This is a genomic window from Parafrankia sp. EAN1pec (assembly GCF_000018005.1).
GTDB classification, from domain to species: domain Bacteria; phylum Actinomycetota; class Actinomycetes; order Frankiales; family Frankiaceae; genus Parafrankia; species Parafrankia soli.
In genome coordinates this window covers 1306681-1322882 of sequence record NC_009921.1, presented here as the reverse complement: position 1 = coordinate 1322882, position 16202 = coordinate 1306681, and the positions used below count along the sequence as shown (strand labels likewise).

Sequence of the window (16202 nt, the reverse complement as noted above, 5' to 3'; positions counted from 1 at the left end):
CATCACCCCCCGAACCATGATCCGAACATACCAGCGATGCACACACACGGTTACGGTCCGCGCCCGACTCCCCTGACGCCTGAAGGCGCCAGCCCCCTCGGGAAATCTTGATGGAAACGCAAAAGCGCCAACCTAAGAAGGTTGGCGCTCGCGATTATTCGTAACGTAGCCCCGACCGGATTCGAACCGGCGCTACCGCCTTGAGAGGGCGGCGTCCTGGGCCGCTAGACGACGGGGCCAAGACTGTTTCTGCAATATACAGCATCGTGGTGCATCTGGTGCAGCTGGGGTACCAGGACTCGAACCTAGACTAACGGAGCCAGAATCCGTTGGGCTGCCAATTACCCCATACCCCATGGGGCCCTCGCGGGCGATGCCTACTGTACCCCATCGGCGACCACGGTCCACACGAGGGGTGGGCGCGGCGCGAGTCGTCCCATCCGAGCCGTTCGCACCGCCGGAGCAGGCCCGCGACACCACCCCAACCCCAGAGCCGAACATCCCCGGCCCCACCCAGCACACCGCCATCACGGCCAAATGCGTGGCGGGATCGGGGCTCCGGGCTCGGGGCTCCGGGCGGCGGGAACCTTGGGATTCGAGGCCGGGACGACCGGGACCGGGAGCGGCCTGGTTGCGGCCGTGGCCTGGTTATCGGGTGGTCACGGGGTTCGTCAGGGTTCCGATGCCGTCCACCGTGACGGCTACGGTCTGGCCGGCGCGCATCGGGCCGACTCCGGCCGGGGTGCCGGTCAGCAGGACGTCTCCCGGGAGCAGGGTCATCGCGCGGGACATGAACGCCACCAGCGCCGGGACGTCGTGCAGGAGGAGTTTGGTCCGCGAGTCCTGGCGGACCTCGCCGTCCAGCGTCGTCCGGATGGCCCGGTCGGACGGGTCGAGGTCCGTCTCGATCCAGGGGCCGATCGGACAGAAGGTGTCGTGGCCCTTGGCGCGGGTCCACTGGCCGTCCGTCGCCTGCTGGTCGCGAGCGGTCACGTCGTTCGCGCAGGTGAAGCCGAGGACGACGGACAATGCGCGTTCCGCCGGCACGTCACGGCAGAGCCGGCCGATGACGACGGCCAGCTCGCCCTCGTAGTCGACCCGCTCGCTGTCGGGCGGCAGCACGATCGGGTCCCCGGGGCCGGCCACGCTCGTGGACGGCTTCAGGAACAGGACGGGACTGGTCGGGGCCTCGCCGCCCATCTCCCGTGCGTGGTCGGCGTAGTTCTTCCCGATACAGAGAATCTTGCTGGGCAGCACGGGGGCCAGCAGCCGTACCTCCGCCAGCGGTCGCCGCGCCCCGGTGAAGGTGAAGGGCGCGAACGGATGCGGTGTGATCCCGGCAACAATGGCGGTTCCGTCCGCCACGGAGCCTTCCACCACTCCGAATGCCGGCTCGGACCCGTCGGTGTACCTCGCTATGCGCACTCCGCGACCGTACCGACCGAACGCGGGAATCGGGGTGTCCGGATCCGGGCCGGGTTCCGGCACGCGGCGGCGGCCAGGCCGCACTGTGGTCCGGACCACTCGGCCGCCCGGCCGCCGGATCCGGTTCACGGGGACGGCGAAGGGAAGCCGAGAATCAGGCAGGATTGCCGGATACGGGTCGGCGCCCCGGTCGGGACACGGCGTGGCCCAGCACGACCCGCCATCGACCTGGAAGGAGAACGGTGACCGAGATCGACACGACCCCCGTCTACGACGTCGGCGCACCCGAGCCCAAGCCGATCGACGAGGAGCTCAGCGTCAAGCTGGGCCACCTCGCGGAGGACGCCATCCTCCGCGGCAAGCCGAACGGTGACGAGCGCTGCGACAACTGCCTGTACTACCTGGACACCGACAAGGACATCACCTACTGCTGGCACCCGAAGCTGCGGATCCTCGTCGGCGGCGACTGGTGGTGCCAGTGGTGGGAGGAGATCCCGGACGAAGACTGAGACGCCGGGAGCGTCCCCGTCCAGCGAACTGATGTCGTGCCGGCGGACACGAGTGCCGCTGGCGCGACGCCTTCCCGCCCATCATGGTCCGGGACGCCTGCGCGCCCGCCGTGGGCCGCGACGCCTTCCCGCCCGTGGTGGGGCGGGTCGGCGCACGGCGAGGGCAGGTGCGGCCACGGCGAGCGCAGGGCGTCGGTGCCGGACACCGTGACCAGCGCACGCGCCTCGTCGAGGAGCTCGGCCACCTCCGGGTCCGGATCACCGCGATCGGCGGCGTGCGTCAGCTCCTCGGACTCGTGGCAGGCGGCCTCGACCAGTGCCTCGCCCGCGGTGGCCGCCGACACCAGGCCCAGCAGGTCGGGGCGGCCATCGGGCAGCCGGTCGGCCAGGCGGCGTCGCAGCGCCCACAGCGCGCTCCGGTCGGCGGTCCGTCCCCAGGTGACGCGAACATAGCGCGCTGTGCTCAGCACCTGCCCGCCGCGGCGCTCCGCCCCCGCCGCCCCGACGGCCTGGACCGTCTCCCCGACGAACGTGTCGTCCCCGGCCATTCCCGCGGTCACGCCGAGCGGACCGGCGCACGTCACACCACCGGCCCCGGCGAGCCCACCTGCCCCAGCGACTCCGGCGGCCCCAGCCACCCCAGCCACCCATCGTTCCAGCTCGGCGCGCAGCGCACGCTCGTCCACGACACAGCCCCGGATCGTCCGCAGGAGCATCGCAGCCCTCCCTCCCCCGTGCCGGCGACGTTACGGCGGCACGCATGCCCCGACCACCACGCCTGTCACTCTGAGTGACTGAACGTGGGACGAGGTGGAGGGGTCGGGATGCCGCGGCGGCGAGCCCGCGCAGCGTCCCGGTCAGGTCCCGGGCGCCAGCGGGACCACGTCGAACGGCAGGGGGACGTCCTCGTTCGTGTCCGGTGACGGGGTCCCGCCCGCGGGCGGTGTGCTCGCCGGCGGGTTCAGCTGGGATTGCAGGGCATTGGCGACGTCACCGAGGCCTGTCGCCGCGTCGGCGGCGATCTCCCCGATCCGGATGGCCGCGGCGAGGCGGTCGAGGAAGCGGGCGAGCTCCACCGAGGCCTGCAGGCCGCCGTCGCCGGCCGGCAGGGTGGCGAGCAGGTCCGCCGCGGCTGTCTGGGTGATCCGTCCCATGTCCCGGTAGGTTTCCAGCCGCCGCCGGAGGCTGGCCAGCGTGGACGGCGCGCCGGCGAAGTCCGCGGGATCGACGTTGCCGACCCGCGCGGTGGCCTGCACCGGCTGGCAGTCCTGGCCGGCCGGCAGGACCTGGACCTTCACGTCGAACGGGCCGCGGCCGGTGGCCCGCCCGATCGCCAGCCCGTCCAGCCGGCCCAGCGGCACGACGCCGTCGCCGCCGGGCAGCGCCCGCGCGCTCACCCCGGTCGCCACCGTCGCCCCGGTCTTGTCCAGCAGGGTGAGCTCGATGGTCACGGTCCGCTCGGCGGTGCCGCCCACCCGGGCGCGGACCTCCAGCGACTCGTACTCCGATCCGGTCACGACGTCTCCGCCGACACCGCCCGCGCTGATCGACGCCTGGTCGATCACGGGGGCCACGCAGGTGCCGTCGGACGAGCCCGGCAGCGGGACGAGGGTGGTGACCTGGAAGGGCTGGTCGGTCGCCAGGGCGTCGGTGGTCGGGTCGCCGCCGTCGCCCCCGGTCGCGCCGGCGCCCGCCGCGTCGGCCGTCCCGGTGCCCAGGTTCCCGACGACCGCCGGTCCGACGGCGTACCAGGCCGCCCAGCCGAGCACGGAGCGGATGTAGCCGTCGGAGGGGTTGTAGGAGCGCACCGCGGAGAGCACGTTGTCGGGGACGCGCAGGTCACCCCCGGCCTGGCAGAGGCGATCGGCGGCGGTCAGGGTGGCGTCGTCGAAGTCGTTGGGGTCCGCGCGGCCGTCGCCGTCGGCGTCGCGCCCGATCCACCGCCACATCGACGGCGTGAACTGCATCGGGCCGACCGCCCGGTCCCAGACGGTGTCGCCGTCGAGCCAGCCGTCGTCGGTGTCGCGGATGCGGAACATCCCGGGCGAGCCGTCGAGACGCGGGCCGACAACGGTGGGCGCGACCCGGCCGTTACTGTCCGTGCGCGCACCCTGCCCGTGGCCCGACTCGATCGCGCCGATGCCGGCGAGGACCGACCAGTGCAGGTAGCAGCCTGGATGTTCGGTCGCGGCCCGGTCGGCCGCGTTGGTGTACGCCGCCAGGGCCCGGGCCGGGATGGTCGACGCCTCCTTGCTGGAGCCGGGCGGGGTCGCGAGCGGCGCGTTGCGGACGGTGCCGTCGTCCGACGCGCCCGCGGCCGCTGTTCCGGTCGACGCTGTTCCGGTCGACGACGTCCCGGCCGGCGAAGGCGACGCGTCTGCCGTCGGGGACGTGCCGGACGTGGCCGTGGCGGACCCGGCCGGCCGGCTCGTGACCGGCGAGGCGGCGAGCCCGGCTCGCACGGGCAGGCGGACCTGCCCGGACGCGCCCACGACGCTGGCGAGGTCTTCCACGGTCGCGCCCCCGAAGGCGGCGCCACCCTCGGGGAGCAACTCGGTCTGGTCGACCCGTCCGTTGACGGGGCCGGTGAGCTTCGCTGCGGCGGTTTCGGACGACGGCCCGGCCACCGCGGTGACGGCGAGCGCGAGAGCCGTGGCCGCGAGCGCGATCTTCGGCAGCGACCAGGACCCGTTCGTGGGAGCGTCCCGGTCCCGTCTCCGGCCGCGCCCCCCGGCCAGACCCCGGCTCCGCGTGGTGCGCGACTGGCTCCCGCCCACCGGCCACGCGCCGGGCGCGGGGCGCCGCCCCAGTCGTACCCGGCGGCCGGCGGCGATCTCGCCCCGGCGGGCCGCAGCCCGCTCGACAGAGGACGACCGACCGTAGAGAACGTCCTGCTCGGAGGCATCGGCGTCCGGAGACGGCATGGCGCGGGGGGAGCTTCCAGCCGGTCCGGCGCCGCCGGCGGGCACGCGGCCATCAGCAGGCACGCGGCCGTCGACCGGCACGCGGCCGGCCGGCACACGGCCCTCGGTGCCCACGCCGTCGTCGGTGGGCACGCGGCCCTCGGCGGGCGCCAGGCTGTCGGTGCGCTCAGGAAGCTCGGTACGCGCAGGAAGCTCGGTACGCGCAGGAAGCTCGGTACGCGCGGTGGCCTCGACGCGCCCTGAGGTGGAACGGCGGCGACCGCCCGTCCGGCGGCGGCCCCCGGACGGCGGGTCGACCCACACGATGTCCGATACTCCGGGCGACGAGCGGTGCGAGCCGCCTCGGCGTCCACCCACGCTGCCGGTGGAACGACGGCTCATCGCCGACCTCCCCGAGCACGGTCGCGCCCTGTCGGGCGCTCAACCGCCGGGCACCGCGACACGGCCGTCCCCTCTCCTCGGCCGCAGCAGCCGAGATCGCCCATCACCGTCGCCCCCGGGAGCCCCCGAACCCGTCCACCGCCACCTGTGGCGGATGACCGGGATGCCCGAAAGCGTCGCGGTCAGCGTAACGGGCACCAAAGGATGACCGGGCGGCGTTGGCGTCAACCGGGAATTCTTTGACAGGACAGGCCCGAAACCCCCGGACAGCGTTGGCCGTGTAGATCATCCGATGATGAAGAACCCGCGGCGCGGGCGATCGGGGCGGCCCGGTCAGATCGTCAGACGGCGTCCGGGTCGGGGCGCTCACCCTGGCGGCGTAGGCCGTAGGTGACGGCGTCCTGCAGCGCCACCCAGGAGGCGGCGATGATGTTCTCGTCGACGCCGATGGTGTCCCAGCGGCCGCGGCCGTCGCTGGTCTCCACCAGGACGCGGGTGACCGCACCGGTGCCCTGCCGGCCGTCGAGGATGCGGACCTTGTAGTCGACCAGGTCGAGATCGGCCAGGCCCGGGTAGGCCTTCTCCAGCGCCTTGCGCAGGGCGGTGTCGAGCGCGTTGACGGGCCCGTTGCCCTCCGCCGTCGACACGTGCCGCTCGCCGTGGGAGGTGAGCTTCACCGTGGCCTCGCTGACGACCTCGCCGCCGGAGCGCTGCTCGACGATGACCCGCCAGGATTCCAGGGTGAAGAACCGCTCCCGGCCCGAGACCTCGTCCAGCAGCATGAGCTCGAAGGACGCCTCGGCGGCCTCGTAGGCGTAGCCGGAGGCCTCCCTGTCCTTGACCATCTCCAGCACCCGACCGAGCGCCTCACGCTCCCCGGAGAGGTCCATGCCGAGCTCGCGGCCCTTGAGCTCGAGGGTCGCGCGGCCGGCCAGTTCGGAGACGAGCATCCGCATGTCGTTGCCGACGGCGGCCGGGTCGATGTGCTGATACATGTCGGGGTCGACCTTGACGGCGCTCGCGTGCAGGCCGGCCTTGTGCGCGAAGGCGCTGGCGCCGACGTAGGGCCGGTGCGTGCTCGGGGCCGAGTTGGTGACCTCGTCGATGGCGTGTGAGACACGCACGAGCTCACGCAGCCGCCCGGCCGGCAGGACCTGGCGGCCCAGCTTGGTCTCCAGGCCCGCGACGACGCTGAACAGGTTGGCGTTCCCGCAACGCTCGCCGTAGCCGTTGGCGGTCCCCTGGACGTGGGTGGCCCCGGCCTCGATCGCCACCAGGCTGTTCGCGACGGCGCAGGCGGCATCGTCGTGGGTGTGGATACCCAGGCGCGCTCCGGTGCTCGCGAGCGTGGCCGCCACGACGTCACCGATCCGGGTGGGCAGCATGCCGCCGTTGGTGTCGCACAGCACGATCACCTCGGCACCGGCCTCGGCCGCGGTGCGCACCATCTCGAGCGCGTAGGCGGGGTCGGCGCGGTGGCCGTCGAAGAAGTGTTCGGCGTCGACGAAGACCCGCTTGCCCTCGTTCGTCAGGTGACGGACGGTGTCGCGGATCATCGCGAGGTTCTCGGCGGGCGTGGTCCGCAGCGCGCGCTCGACGTGCCGGCGGTCGGCCTTGGCCACCAGGCAGACCACGGAGGTGCCGGCGTCGCGCAGCGCGGCGACCTGGGAGTCGTCGGCGACGGCCTTGCTGGCCCGCCGGGTCGACCCGAACGCGGTCAGCAGCGCGCCGTTGAGGTCGAGCTCGGTGCGGGCCCGCCGGAAGAACTCGGCGTCCTTGGGGTTCGAGCCGGGCCAGCCGCCCTCGATGAAGCCGACACCCAGGTCGTCGAGGTGCCGGGCGACCGCCAGCTTGTCGGCGACCGACAGCGACAGGCCTTCCTGCTGGGTGCCGTCGCGCAGCGTGGTGTCGTAGATGTGCAGCGACTCCCGGTCGAACGGGAGCCCGCCGGCGGCACCGAGGTGAGCGGAGCCGAGCGGAGCTGAACCGAGCGGAGCTGGGGTGTCGTGAACCACGATGGACCTCTCGCTGGAACCGTGTCTGGCCGTCACGCGTCCGGTCTGCCTGGTCAGTGACCGGAACGCGCGACGGGGACGGGTTCGCCGCCAGCGTCCCACCATACGATGTAACACGCTGGACACGTAGTAAGTGTGGCGAGTGCCATGCGCGCCCGCCGCAGCGGTCAGTCGCCCGCGAACCGGCGGAGGCGGTCGACCTGCATGATGGTGATCGTCTGACCTTCGGACAGGATCCACGCCCGCCGCTCGAACTCACGCAGTGCCTGGTTGACCGACTGGCGCGAGCCGCCCAGCAGCGACGCGATCTCGGTCTGCGTCAGGCCCAGCTCGATGACCGGCCGGCCGGCCTCGCGCATCCGCATCAGCAGCAGCTTCGCGACCCGGCGCGGGAGATCGAGGAAGACCAGGTCCGCGTTCGCCCCGGTGAGCCGGCGCACGTGCGCCACCAGCGCACGGATGAGCTGCTCGGCGACAGCCGGGCGCTCCCGGACGAGCTCCCACACGGCGCTGCGCTCGAGCACCAGCGCGGTGCTCGGCTCGAGCGCCTCGACGCTCGCGGACCTCGTCCCGGCCTCGACGATGTTGAGCTCGCCCAGCGTCTCCCGGGGACCGGCGATGTTGAGCACGTGGTCGCGCCCGTCGTCGGCCTTGGTGAGGATCTTGAGTCGCCCGGACGCGATGACGAGGAGGGTGTCGGCCGGCTCCCCCTCGGTGAAGACCACCTGACCCCGGCGGAAACGCCGGGTCACGGACCGGCTGGCCAGCCGCAGCAGATCCTCCTCGTCGAGCTCCTTCAGCAGCGTGGTCGCCCGCAGCAGCGTGACCGCCTCAGTGTCGTGCATGCGGTGAACGTAGCGCCGCCCGGCGGTCTCGTGTGCCGCAGATCCCGGAGCCGACACGTTCATCGCAAAATCGTGATCATGCAAACACGCCCGGTAATACCCCTCGCGGCCGGCACGTCAGGCCGACACCCGCTGCCGACTCCAGCAACGCACCACGTCACGCATCGAAAGCACGCCCTCGACCTCGGCGCCGGTGGTGACCACGAGGTGCCGGAACCCGCCGCGCAGCATCGCCGCGGCCGCCTCGTCGAGTGACCAGTCGGGGGCGGCGACCACCACGTCCCGGGTGACATGGTCGCCCACGACCTCGACGTCCGGATCCTGGTCGGCCGCGATCGCCCGCAGGACGTCGCGCTCGGTGAGGATTCCGAACCCCTGGCCGTCGCCGTCGAGCACGACGGCGGCACCCACGTGCCGGGCGGCCATCAGCCGGGCCGCCTGGCGCAGGGTGTGCCCGGGCCCGACGACGAGGACCAGAGCGCTCATGCCCTCCGAGACACTCACGCCCTCCGAAGCCCGCATATCCTCCGAAACGCGTGTATCCCCCGAAACACGCGTGCCCTCCGAAACCCGCATGACGTCCTCCCGAACTCCGACTCCGGACGCTTGTGCGCTCGTGAAACGACTACTGGAGACGGTAGGCGTCCAAGGTCGGGTTGGCCAGGGCACACGCGGCGGCGGCGTGGTCACGCAGTCGGCTCGCCGCCGGGCGGGACGTCAGCTGACGAGCTCGTTCCAGTCCTTGTAGCGGTCGACCTCGCCGTGGGTGGCCTGGTGGAAGATGTCGAGGATCTCCCGGGTGACCGGGCCGGGCCGGCCCGCGCCGATCCGCCGGTCGTCCACCTCGGAGATGGGAACGATCTCGGCCGCGGTGCCGGTGAAGAACGCCTCGTCGGCGAGGTAGAGGTCGGTGCGCACGATGTGCTGCTCGCGCACCTCGTAGCCCTGGTCCGCGGCGATCTGCATGACGGAGGCGCGGGTGATGCCGCCGAGCGGCCCGTCGCTGAGCGGCGGGGTGATCACCTGCCGGCCGGAGACAATGAAGACGTTCTCGCCGGAGCCGTCAGCGATGTGGCCGTTCGGGCTGGTCATGATCGCCTCGTCGTAACCGGCCTTGATCGCGGCGACCTTGGCGAGCGACGAGTTGAGGTACTGGCCGGACGCCTTTGCGGCCGGCGGGATGATGTTCGGGTCGTTGCGGCGCCAGGTCGAGATCGTCGCCCGAGCCCCGTTGCGCTCGGCGTCCTCGCCCAGGTAGGAGCCCCAGGGCCAGACCGCGATCATGACCTCGATCGAGGACGGGAGCGGATTGAGGCCCATCTCGCCGTACCCGAGGTAGATCAGGGGCCGGATGTAGCACTCCTCGACGTTGTTCACCGCGATGGTGTCCTTCGTCGCCTGGACAAGCTCCTCCGGCGTGAAGGTCGGCTCCATCAGGTAGATCTTCGCGCTGCGGTACAGGCGGGCGATGTGGTCGGTCAGCCGGAAGACCGCGCTGCCGACGGGCGTCGAGTAGGCACGGATGCCCTCGAACACGCCCCAGCCGTAGTGCAGGGTCGGGTTGAGCACGTGGATGCGGGCGTCGTCCCAGTCGACGAACTCGCCGCTCATCCAGATCTTCGAGGTGGGCGTGATGGCCATGATGACTCCAGGACGGGCTACGTCAGGGGGACGTGCGGGCTGGCGAGCACCGCGGGCACGAGCGCCGCGGTGCGCGAACGCTGTCACTGACCGGCGCTCGCCTGCGCTGTCGCCCACCGGCGCCGTGACGAACGGCTCCGTGCCGAACGATCAGCTCCGTGCCGAACGATCAGCTCCGTGCCGAACGAACGGCTCCGTGCCGAACGATCAGCGAAGTGCCGAACGATCAGCGAACAAACGGTCAGAGAGGACGAAACCGCCGATCGTCGCCGTGGTCGGGCCCTGTCGGCTGCCGTCGTACCGGATCTACGGCTTCACCGAAGAATAGCCGCCGGATGACCGGACGGAAAACGAACGACGAATCGGCGGGGACACACCGGGCTCTCCCCCGGCTCGCCGGCCGCGCGATCGTTCCCGCTCGCGCGGCCGGTCGGAGTGGGGCCCGGCTCAGCCCGCGGCGCGGGTGGCCAGGTCGTCGCCGATCTCGCGGGTGGAGCGGCGGGCACCGCCGGCCGCGGCGCGGGCGGCCAGCGACGCGGCCACCGCGCCCTCCACCCGGGCCGCCTCGTCGGCGTGGCCGAGGTGGTCCAGCAGCATCGCGACCGAGGCGACCGTCGCGGTCGGGTCCGCCAGCCCCTGGCCGGCGATGTCGGGAGCGCTGCCGTGGACCGGCTCGAACATGCTCGGGTTCGCGCCCGAGGGGTCGAGGTTCCCGCTGGCGGCGAGCCCGATGCCGCCGGTGATCGCGGCGCCGATGTCGGTCAGGATGTCGCCGAACATGTTGTCGGTGACCACCACGTCGAACCGGGCCGGGTCGGTCACGAAGAACATCGACGCGGCGTCCACGTGCTGGTAGTCGACGCTGACGGCGGGGAACTCGGCGCCGACCTCGGCGACCGTGCGGGCCCACAGGTCGCCCGCCTTGGTGAGCACGTTGGTCTTGTGTACCAGGGTGAGGTGGGCGCGGGGACGCCGGCTCGCCCGCGCGAAGGCGTCGCGCACGACCCGCTCGACCCCGAAGCGCGTGTTCAGGCTCTCCTCGGTCGCCACCTCCTGCGGCGTCCCGCGCCGCAGAGTGCCGCCGGCGCCGGCGTAGGGGCCCTCCGTCCCCTCCCGCACCACGATCATGTCGATGGCGGGGTCACCGGCGAGCGGTGAGGTCACTCCGGGGTACAGCCGGACCGGCCGGAGGTTGACGTGGTGGTCCAGCTCGAACCGCAGCCGCAGCAGCAGCCCGCGTTCCAGGACGCCGCTGGGTACCCCGGGGTCGCCGACAGCGCCGAGCAGGATCGCGTCGTGCCCGCGCAGCTCCGCCAGGACGCTGTCGGGCAGGGTCTCGCCGGTCTCGTGCCAGCGCCGCGCGCCCAGGTCGTAGTCGGTGGTCTCCACTTTGGGATGCACGGCGCGTAGCACGCGCAGCCCCTCCGCGACCACTTCCGGGCCGATTCCGTCGCCACCAATGACCGCAAGCCTCATGGGGCTCGACTTTAGTCCGCCCGGCGTGGACGTCCGGCGCGCCCGCCCCGGGCGCGACCAGGCCGGACGGGCGCCGGGCCGCCCCGGGCCGCCCCGGGGAACAGCCCGCGGGCCACCCCGGGGCGGCCCGGGTCACCGGCGACGGATCATGCCGCCCCGGCCGTCGCCGGTCGTCATTCCACTGAACCAGGAGACGACATACGAGGACACATCGCGCGTTGACGTAAGCGGCAGCAGACAAAGACGCCACCACATCAACCGGACCACAATCGGCCTGGCCACGATAAATGCGCAGCAGACAAAATTCGGACCACGCACTCGAACGGCGCCACAACTCCCGCCACCAACCGTGCCCAGAGCGTTGAAAAAGTGATAAGAAATCAACAACATCGACGATGCGGCGTGCGGCGACACGAGGGGGTGCACGGCGCATGGTTCCTCAACAGTCGACCATCAGGCACCCGGTCGAGGCCGGTCTACCGGGGTCGCGCGGACCCGCCGGTCAGGGTCAGGTGGACGAGGCGGGCGGAGCCCGCCCCGCGGACGGACGCCGCCAGGTTCCCGGCCTGCCCACGCAGCCGGATCTCGACGGCATCCTGGCCGACCCCGACACGCCGTCCCTTGTCTTCCAGCCAATCGTGGACCTGCGCCGCGGCGTCACGGCCGGCTACGAGGCCCTGGCACGCTTCGGCCCGGACCCGCGCAACGCACCCCATCTCGTGTTCGGCGAGGCGGACCGCCGCGGCTGCGCGGCCGAGCTCGAGGCCCGGGTCCTGCGCCGGGCACTCGCCGCCCGCGATCATCTTCCCGACCGTTGTTTTCTCGCCGTCAACGTGTTACCGCATCTTCTTTCCTCCCCCGAGGTCGCGGCGGTCTGGCGGAGCGCCGATCTCTCCCGCATCGTTCTCGAGCTGAACGAGGCCGTCGACATCGAGCGCGCGACCGGTCTGACGGCGACCTCGCAGGAGCTGCGGGACCACGGCGCGTTCCTCGCCATGGACGATGTCGGTTCGGGATATGCCGGCCTGCGCCAGCTCACCCACATCCGGCCCGATTTCGTGAAACTCGACGCGTCACTGGTCTCGAACATCGACGACGACCAGGTGAAGATCGCACTCACCGAGCTGGTCGGCGGATTCGCCAGCCGCCTCAACGGCTGGGTCATCGCCGAGGGTGTGGAGCGCGTCCAGGAGCTGACCATGCTGGTCGCCCTCGGCGTCCCCCTCGGGCAGGGCTTCCTGCTCGGACGGCCGTCCGCCCGCTGGCAGGAGCTTGACCCGGCCGTGGCCAGGCGGATCAGGCTGCTCTCCGCGCGCTCCGACCGTTCCTCGCGCATCGTGAGCCTGATGGAGCCGGTCCGGATCTCGACCGGCGACTACGGGCGCTGCGGCCAGGTCCCGGGCTGCCCGCCCTGCGTGCACTCGCCCGCGCCGGGCGACGACGCCGGCTCGCCGTCCCCGGGCGGACGTCCCGAGGAACACGCCGAAGAACACGCCGAGGATCACGAAACGCTCAGGGGCGACGGTTCCGGTGGCGGGACTGCCATCATCGTCAGCAACCGGTGCCGGCCGGTCGCCGTGCGGCTGGCCGGCGGCGCGGGTGGGCGGGAGCCGCAGCGGATTCCCACGTCGCTGTTCGCGCTCCCGGACGAGCCCGTCACGGAGGTCGCCCGCCGGGCGATGACCCGGCCCGCCGGCTGCCGGTTCGACCCGGTGATAATCGTGACCGAGATGGGACGGCCTCTCGGCCTGGTACGGATGGAGCGCCTGATGCTGCGTCTCGCGGATCTGTCGGCCACATGAGGCGGAACCGATTCTGGACGGCGCAGGCGCTGATGGGCCCGCGCCCCGTCGGCGACCCGGGCGCGCGGGTGCGCGAGGTGAGCATCGCGCGGCCGCCCGCCATGAAGGAGTTCTACTGCGGGGCGATCATCCCCGGCTGCGAGGCCCGGTTCGTCGCCGGCACCGAGGACGAGCTCCTCGGCGCGGTCAACACCCATGCCCGGGTCGACCACTCGATGGCCGACGTTCCCGCCGAGCTGGTCGACCAGGTCCGGCAGGGCATCAGGAACGCCGAGCCGGCCTCCCTCAACGACTGACCACGGCACTGGCCGCGGCGCAGGTCGTGGCCGGTGCGGACGACGGCGCGGCATCCCGCCCACCCGCACCGGCCGGATACTCAGCTCTCCCGGGACGCCCGGTTCACGGCGCTGACGACCGCGCGCAGCGAGGCGGTGACGATGTTGGGGTCGATCCCGACCCCCCACAGCACCGTCTCCCCCACCGCGACCTCCAGGTAGGCCGCGGCACGGGCGTCCGCGCCCGAACCCAGCGCGTGCTCGTTGTAGTCGAGGACGCGCACCGGCACACCCCGCTCGGACAGCGCGGCCACGAACGCGTCGATCGGGCCGTTGCCGCTGCCCGTGATGACCGTCTCCGTGCCGTCCAGGCGTACCGAGACGGTCACCTCGTCCCGTGCGCCGCTCGCCGCGGTCGTCCGTGATCCGAGCAGTTCCAGCGATGCCGCCGGGTCCCCGCCCTCCGGCCGGTACTCCCGGGTGAAGATCTCCCAGAGCTGGCCGGCCGTGACCTCGCCGCCGGCGTCGTCGGTGTGCTTCTGGACCACGCCCGAGAACTCGATCTGCAGCCGGCGGGGCAGGTCCAGCGCGTACTCCGACTTCATCAGGTACGCCACGCCGCCCTTGCCCGACTGGCTGTTCACCCGGATGACGGCCTCGTACGAGCGGCCGACGTCCTTCGGGTCGATCGGCAGGTAGGGGACCTCCCACAGCGTCTGGCCGGTCCGCTCCATCGCCTCGAAGCCCTTCTTGATGGCGTCCTGGTGGGAGCCGGAGAAGGCCGTGTAGACAAGGTCGCCGCCGTAGGGATGGCGCGGGTGCACGGGCAGCTGGTTGCAGTACTCCACGGTGCGGCGCACGCCGTCGATGTCGGAGAGGTCGATCATCGGATCGATGCCCTGGGAGAACAGGTTCATCCCCAGCGTGACCAGGCAGACGTTGCCGGTACGCTCGCCGTTACCGAACAGGCAGCCCTCCACCCGGTCGGCGCCGGCCATGACGCCCAGCTCCGCCGCGGCGACCGCGCAGCCCCGGTCGTTGTGCGGGTGCAGCGACAGCACCACCGCGTCCCGGCGGGTCAGGTTGCGGCTCATCCACTCGATCTGGTCGGCGTACACGTTCGGCGTCGACATCTCGACCGTGGCGGGCAGGTTCAGCACGACGGGGTTGTCCGGGGTCGGCGCCCAGACGTCCATCACCGCCTCGCAGACCTCCAGGGCGTAGTCCAGCTCCGTACCGGTGAACGACTCGGGGCTGTACTGCCAGCGGACGTCGGTCCCCTCCAGCAGCTTCTCCGCGTACTGGGCGCACCAGCGGGCACCCTGCACCGCGATGTCGGTGACGCCGGCCCGGTCCAGGCCGAACACGACGCGACGCTGCAGGGTGGAGGTCGAGTTGTACAGATGGATCAGAGCGCGGTCGGAACCGACCAGCGAGGTGACGGTGCGCTCGATCAGCTCCTCGCGGGCCTGGGTCAGCACCTGGATCGTCACGTCGTCGGGGATCAGGTCATCCTCGATCAGCTGACGGACGAAGTCGAAGTCGGTCTGGCTCGCCGCCGGGAAGCCGACCTCGATCTCCTTGTAGCCCATCGCGACCAGCAGCTCGAACAGCTGCATCTTGCGCGACGGCGTCATCGGGTCGATCAGGGCCTGGTTGCCGTCCCGCAGGTCGACGCTGCACCAGCGCGGGGCCTCGGTGATCGTGGCGTTGGGCCAGGTGCGGTCCGGCAGCGCGACCGCCGGGAACGGGCGGTACTTCTCAATGGGCATGCCGGACGGTTGCTGCGGTGTGATCACTGCTCCTGCTTCCTCGGAAGAGCCGGCGGTTATCCCCCGCCGAGCGGGACCCAGCGCTGACGCACGAGAACTCCGCGGCGGGGAAGCCAGCCATCTCTCCGGATCGGATCAGGCCCCGCCGCGGCACCTAAGAAGAAGCAGCGCACGCATCACGGTGGCAGTTTACCGGATCGCTCAGCCCACCCGCCGGCCCAGCGGTCAGCTCCGGACGGCGCCAGCCACCACGAACCGCCCCGAGCGCGCGGCGAGATCATCCGAGCGGATGGTGCAGACCACGGCTCGTACCCCCCGCTCCCAGCTCGCCTCGTCCGGCCGCACCGACCCGACGACCTGGTGCGGGGCCACGTCGAGGGCGCCGACGTACTCGCGCATCGACCCGGCGCAGACGTCCCGCGCCGTGGTGTGCAGGACCTCGACGCCGGGCCAGTCGGCGAAGCGGCCGCCGAGATTGACGATCTTCGTGACCTCGTCGACGTGCGGGGCCGCACAGTCGACGCGGACCGGCGTGACCGGAGACACGGACCGGGCCGACCAGGCCATGCAGTCACCCTTGCGGATCGCGGCGAACAGCCCGGGCGCCAGGTCGAAGCCCCCCGGCACCCCGACCGCGGGGTCGACGGTGAGCGGAACCGAGCTGGCCGAGAACCCGACACCGCCCCCGCTCCCACCGCCGGTGGCCGCGGCGCCGTCGGCGAGCTCACCCACGCTGCTCGCCGACGCCGGCCCGCCGACGGGGGTGCTGACCTGCGAGACCGGCAGCGGTTCCGTCGCCACCGGTGTGCCGCGGCCTGCGGTCTGGCGCAGCGCCACGAACGTCAGGCTGATCATGCCGACGGCGAGCGTGACAACCGCCAGCACCCGGGTGAGTCGCCTCGTCCGCGGCGCCGGGCGTGGCGGCGCGACGAACAGCCGGTGGACGAATCCCTGCAGGCCACGGGGCGCGGGCACCACCTGGCACCGTGTCCCGTGGGCCCGAGCAACCTGACCGGCCCGCTCGCGGGCCGATGGCTCGAGAAACCGGGCCGACCGGACGAAGCGCTCGTCGAGCCGAAGGTCCTCGAACGGATCCGGGTGCCGTGCCGCCATGCCTGTCACGGTAACGCGAGCAAG

General features: G+C 72.1%; 13 protein-coding genes and 2 tRNA genes. 3 read left to right on the top strand and 12 right to left on the bottom strand.

Annotated features, from left to right (window positions below):
- Positions 1-166: 166 nt before the first annotated feature.
- The 3 genes from FRANEAN1_RS05445 to FRANEAN1_RS05435 form a co-directional block, all read right to left on the bottom strand.
- Positions 167-239: transfer RNA gene (locus tag FRANEAN1_RS05445), tRNA-Glu, on the bottom strand.
- A 45-nt stretch (positions 240-284) separates the two neighbouring features.
- Positions 285-356: transfer RNA gene (locus tag FRANEAN1_RS05440), tRNA-Gln, on the bottom strand.
- A 292-nt stretch (positions 357-648) separates the two neighbouring features.
- Positions 649-1425, bottom strand: coding sequence for a fumarylacetoacetate hydrolase family protein (locus tag FRANEAN1_RS05435; protein ID WP_020458742.1), 777 nt, complete (start codon positions 1423-1425; stop codon positions 649-651).
- A gap of 242 nt (positions 1426-1667) precedes the next feature.
- Here FRANEAN1_RS05435 and FRANEAN1_RS05430 point away from each other — a divergent pair, with 242 nt between their 5' ends.
- Positions 1668-1934, top strand: coding sequence for a hypothetical protein (locus FRANEAN1_RS05430; protein WP_020458741.1), 267 nt, complete (start codon positions 1668-1670; stop codon positions 1932-1934).
- On the opposite strand, the gene FRANEAN1_RS05425 is transcribed toward FRANEAN1_RS05430, so the two are convergent.
- The 7 genes from FRANEAN1_RS05425 to FRANEAN1_RS05395 form a co-directional block, all read right to left on the bottom strand.
- Complete coding sequence (locus tag FRANEAN1_RS05425) at positions 1850-2650, bottom strand: hypothetical protein (protein WP_041253719.1); 801 nt, start codon at positions 2648-2650, stop codon at positions 1850-1852. The two genes, FRANEAN1_RS05430 and FRANEAN1_RS05425, sit on opposite strands and share 85 nt — an antisense overlap.
- 141 nt (positions 2651-2791) lie before the next feature.
- On the bottom strand, positions 2792-5239 hold the full coding sequence (locus FRANEAN1_RS05420) for a murein transglycosylase (RefSeq protein WP_020458740.1): 2448 nt from the start codon (positions 5237-5239) through the stop codon (positions 2792-2794).
- A 341-nt stretch (positions 5240-5580) separates the two neighbouring features.
- Positions 5581-7161 (bottom strand): citramalate synthase, encoded by a 1581-nt coding sequence (gene cimA, locus FRANEAN1_RS05415; RefSeq protein ID WP_041255538.1) that lies wholly within the window; start codon positions 7159-7161, stop codon positions 5581-5583.
- Between the two features lie 260 nt (positions 7162-7421).
- A complete protein-coding gene (locus FRANEAN1_RS05410; protein ID WP_041255536.1) occupies positions 7422-8099 on the bottom strand; it encodes a Crp/Fnr family transcriptional regulator in 678 nt (225 codons plus the stop codon).
- A 117-nt stretch (positions 8100-8216) separates the two neighbouring features.
- Positions 8217-8585, bottom strand: coding sequence for a CBS domain-containing protein (locus FRANEAN1_RS05405; protein WP_347176991.1), 369 nt, complete (start codon positions 8583-8585; stop codon positions 8217-8219).
- Positions 8586-8816: 231 nt separating this feature from the next.
- Positions 8817-9740: a branched-chain-amino-acid transaminase gene (gene ilvE, locus FRANEAN1_RS05400; protein WP_020458736.1), complete on the bottom strand. Its 924-nt coding sequence runs from the start codon at positions 9738-9740 to the stop codon at positions 8817-8819.
- A 447-nt stretch (positions 9741-10187) separates the two neighbouring features.
- Entirely contained in the window at positions 10188-11216 is a 1029-nt protein-coding gene (locus FRANEAN1_RS05395; RefSeq protein ID WP_020458735.1) for a 3-isopropylmalate dehydrogenase, read from the bottom strand.
- A 431-nt stretch (positions 11217-11647) separates the two neighbouring features.
- Between FRANEAN1_RS05395 and FRANEAN1_RS05390 the strand changes: the two genes are divergently transcribed.
- Both FRANEAN1_RS05390 and FRANEAN1_RS05385 read left to right on the top strand, forming a co-directional pair.
- Positions 11648-13018, top strand: a complete 1371-nt coding sequence (locus FRANEAN1_RS05390; RefSeq protein WP_020458734.1) for an EAL domain-containing protein — start codon at positions 11648-11650, stop codon at positions 13016-13018.
- Positions 13015-13314, top strand: a complete 300-nt coding sequence (locus FRANEAN1_RS05385; protein WP_020458733.1) for a DUF1059 domain-containing protein — start codon at positions 13015-13017, stop codon at positions 13312-13314. Before FRANEAN1_RS05390 ends, FRANEAN1_RS05385 begins: the two co-directional genes overlap by 4 nt.
- An 80-nt stretch (positions 13315-13394) precedes the next feature.
- Here FRANEAN1_RS05385 and leuA read toward each other — a convergent pair whose 3' ends face one another.
- A complete protein-coding gene (gene leuA / locus FRANEAN1_RS05380; RefSeq protein ID WP_347176990.1) occupies positions 13395-15065 on the bottom strand; it encodes a 2-isopropylmalate synthase in 1671 nt (556 codons plus the stop codon).
- Positions 15066-15290: 225 nt separating this feature from the next.
- Positions 15291-16178 (bottom strand): septum formation family protein, encoded by an 888-nt coding sequence (locus FRANEAN1_RS05375; protein WP_020458731.1) that lies wholly within the window; start codon positions 16176-16178, stop codon positions 15291-15293.
- Positions 16179-16202 lie beyond the last annotated feature (24 nt).

Coding starts and splice junctions, on each gene's coding strand:
- FRANEAN1_RS05425 (WP_041253719.1), bottom strand. CDS start 2,650: ATGCTCCTGCGGACGATCCGGGGCTGTGTCGTGGACGAGCGTGCGCTG.
- FRANEAN1_RS05420 (WP_020458740.1), bottom strand. CDS start 5,239: ATGAGCCGTCGTTCCACCGGCAGCGTGGGTGGACGCCGAGGCGGCTCG.
- FRANEAN1_RS05410 (WP_041255536.1), bottom strand. CDS start 8,099: ATGCACGACACTGAGGCGGTCACGCTGCTGCGGGCGACCACGCTGCTG.
- FRANEAN1_RS05405 (WP_347176991.1), bottom strand. CDS start 8,585: ATGAGCGCTCTGGTCCTCGTCGTCGGGCCCGGGCACACCCTGCGCCAG.
- ilvE (WP_020458736.1), bottom strand. CDS start 9,740: ATGGCCATCACGCCCACCTCGAAGATCTGGATGAGCGGCGAGTTCGTC.
- FRANEAN1_RS05395 (WP_020458735.1), bottom strand. CDS start 11,216: ATGAGGCTTGCGGTCATTGGTGGCGACGGAATCGGCCCGGAAGTGGTC.
- FRANEAN1_RS05390 (WP_020458734.1), top strand. CDS start 11,648: ATGGTTCCTCAACAGTCGACCATCAGGCACCCGGTCGAGGCCGGTCTA.
- FRANEAN1_RS05385 (WP_020458733.1), top strand. CDS start 13,015: ATGAGGCGGAACCGATTCTGGACGGCGCAGGCGCTGATGGGCCCGCGC.
- leuA (WP_347176990.1), bottom strand. CDS start 15,065: ATGCCCATTGAGAAGTACCGCCCGTTCCCGGCGGTCGCGCTGCCGGAC.
- FRANEAN1_RS05375 (WP_020458731.1), bottom strand. CDS start 16,178: ATGGCGGCACGGCACCCGGATCCGTTCGAGGACCTTCGGCTCGACGAG.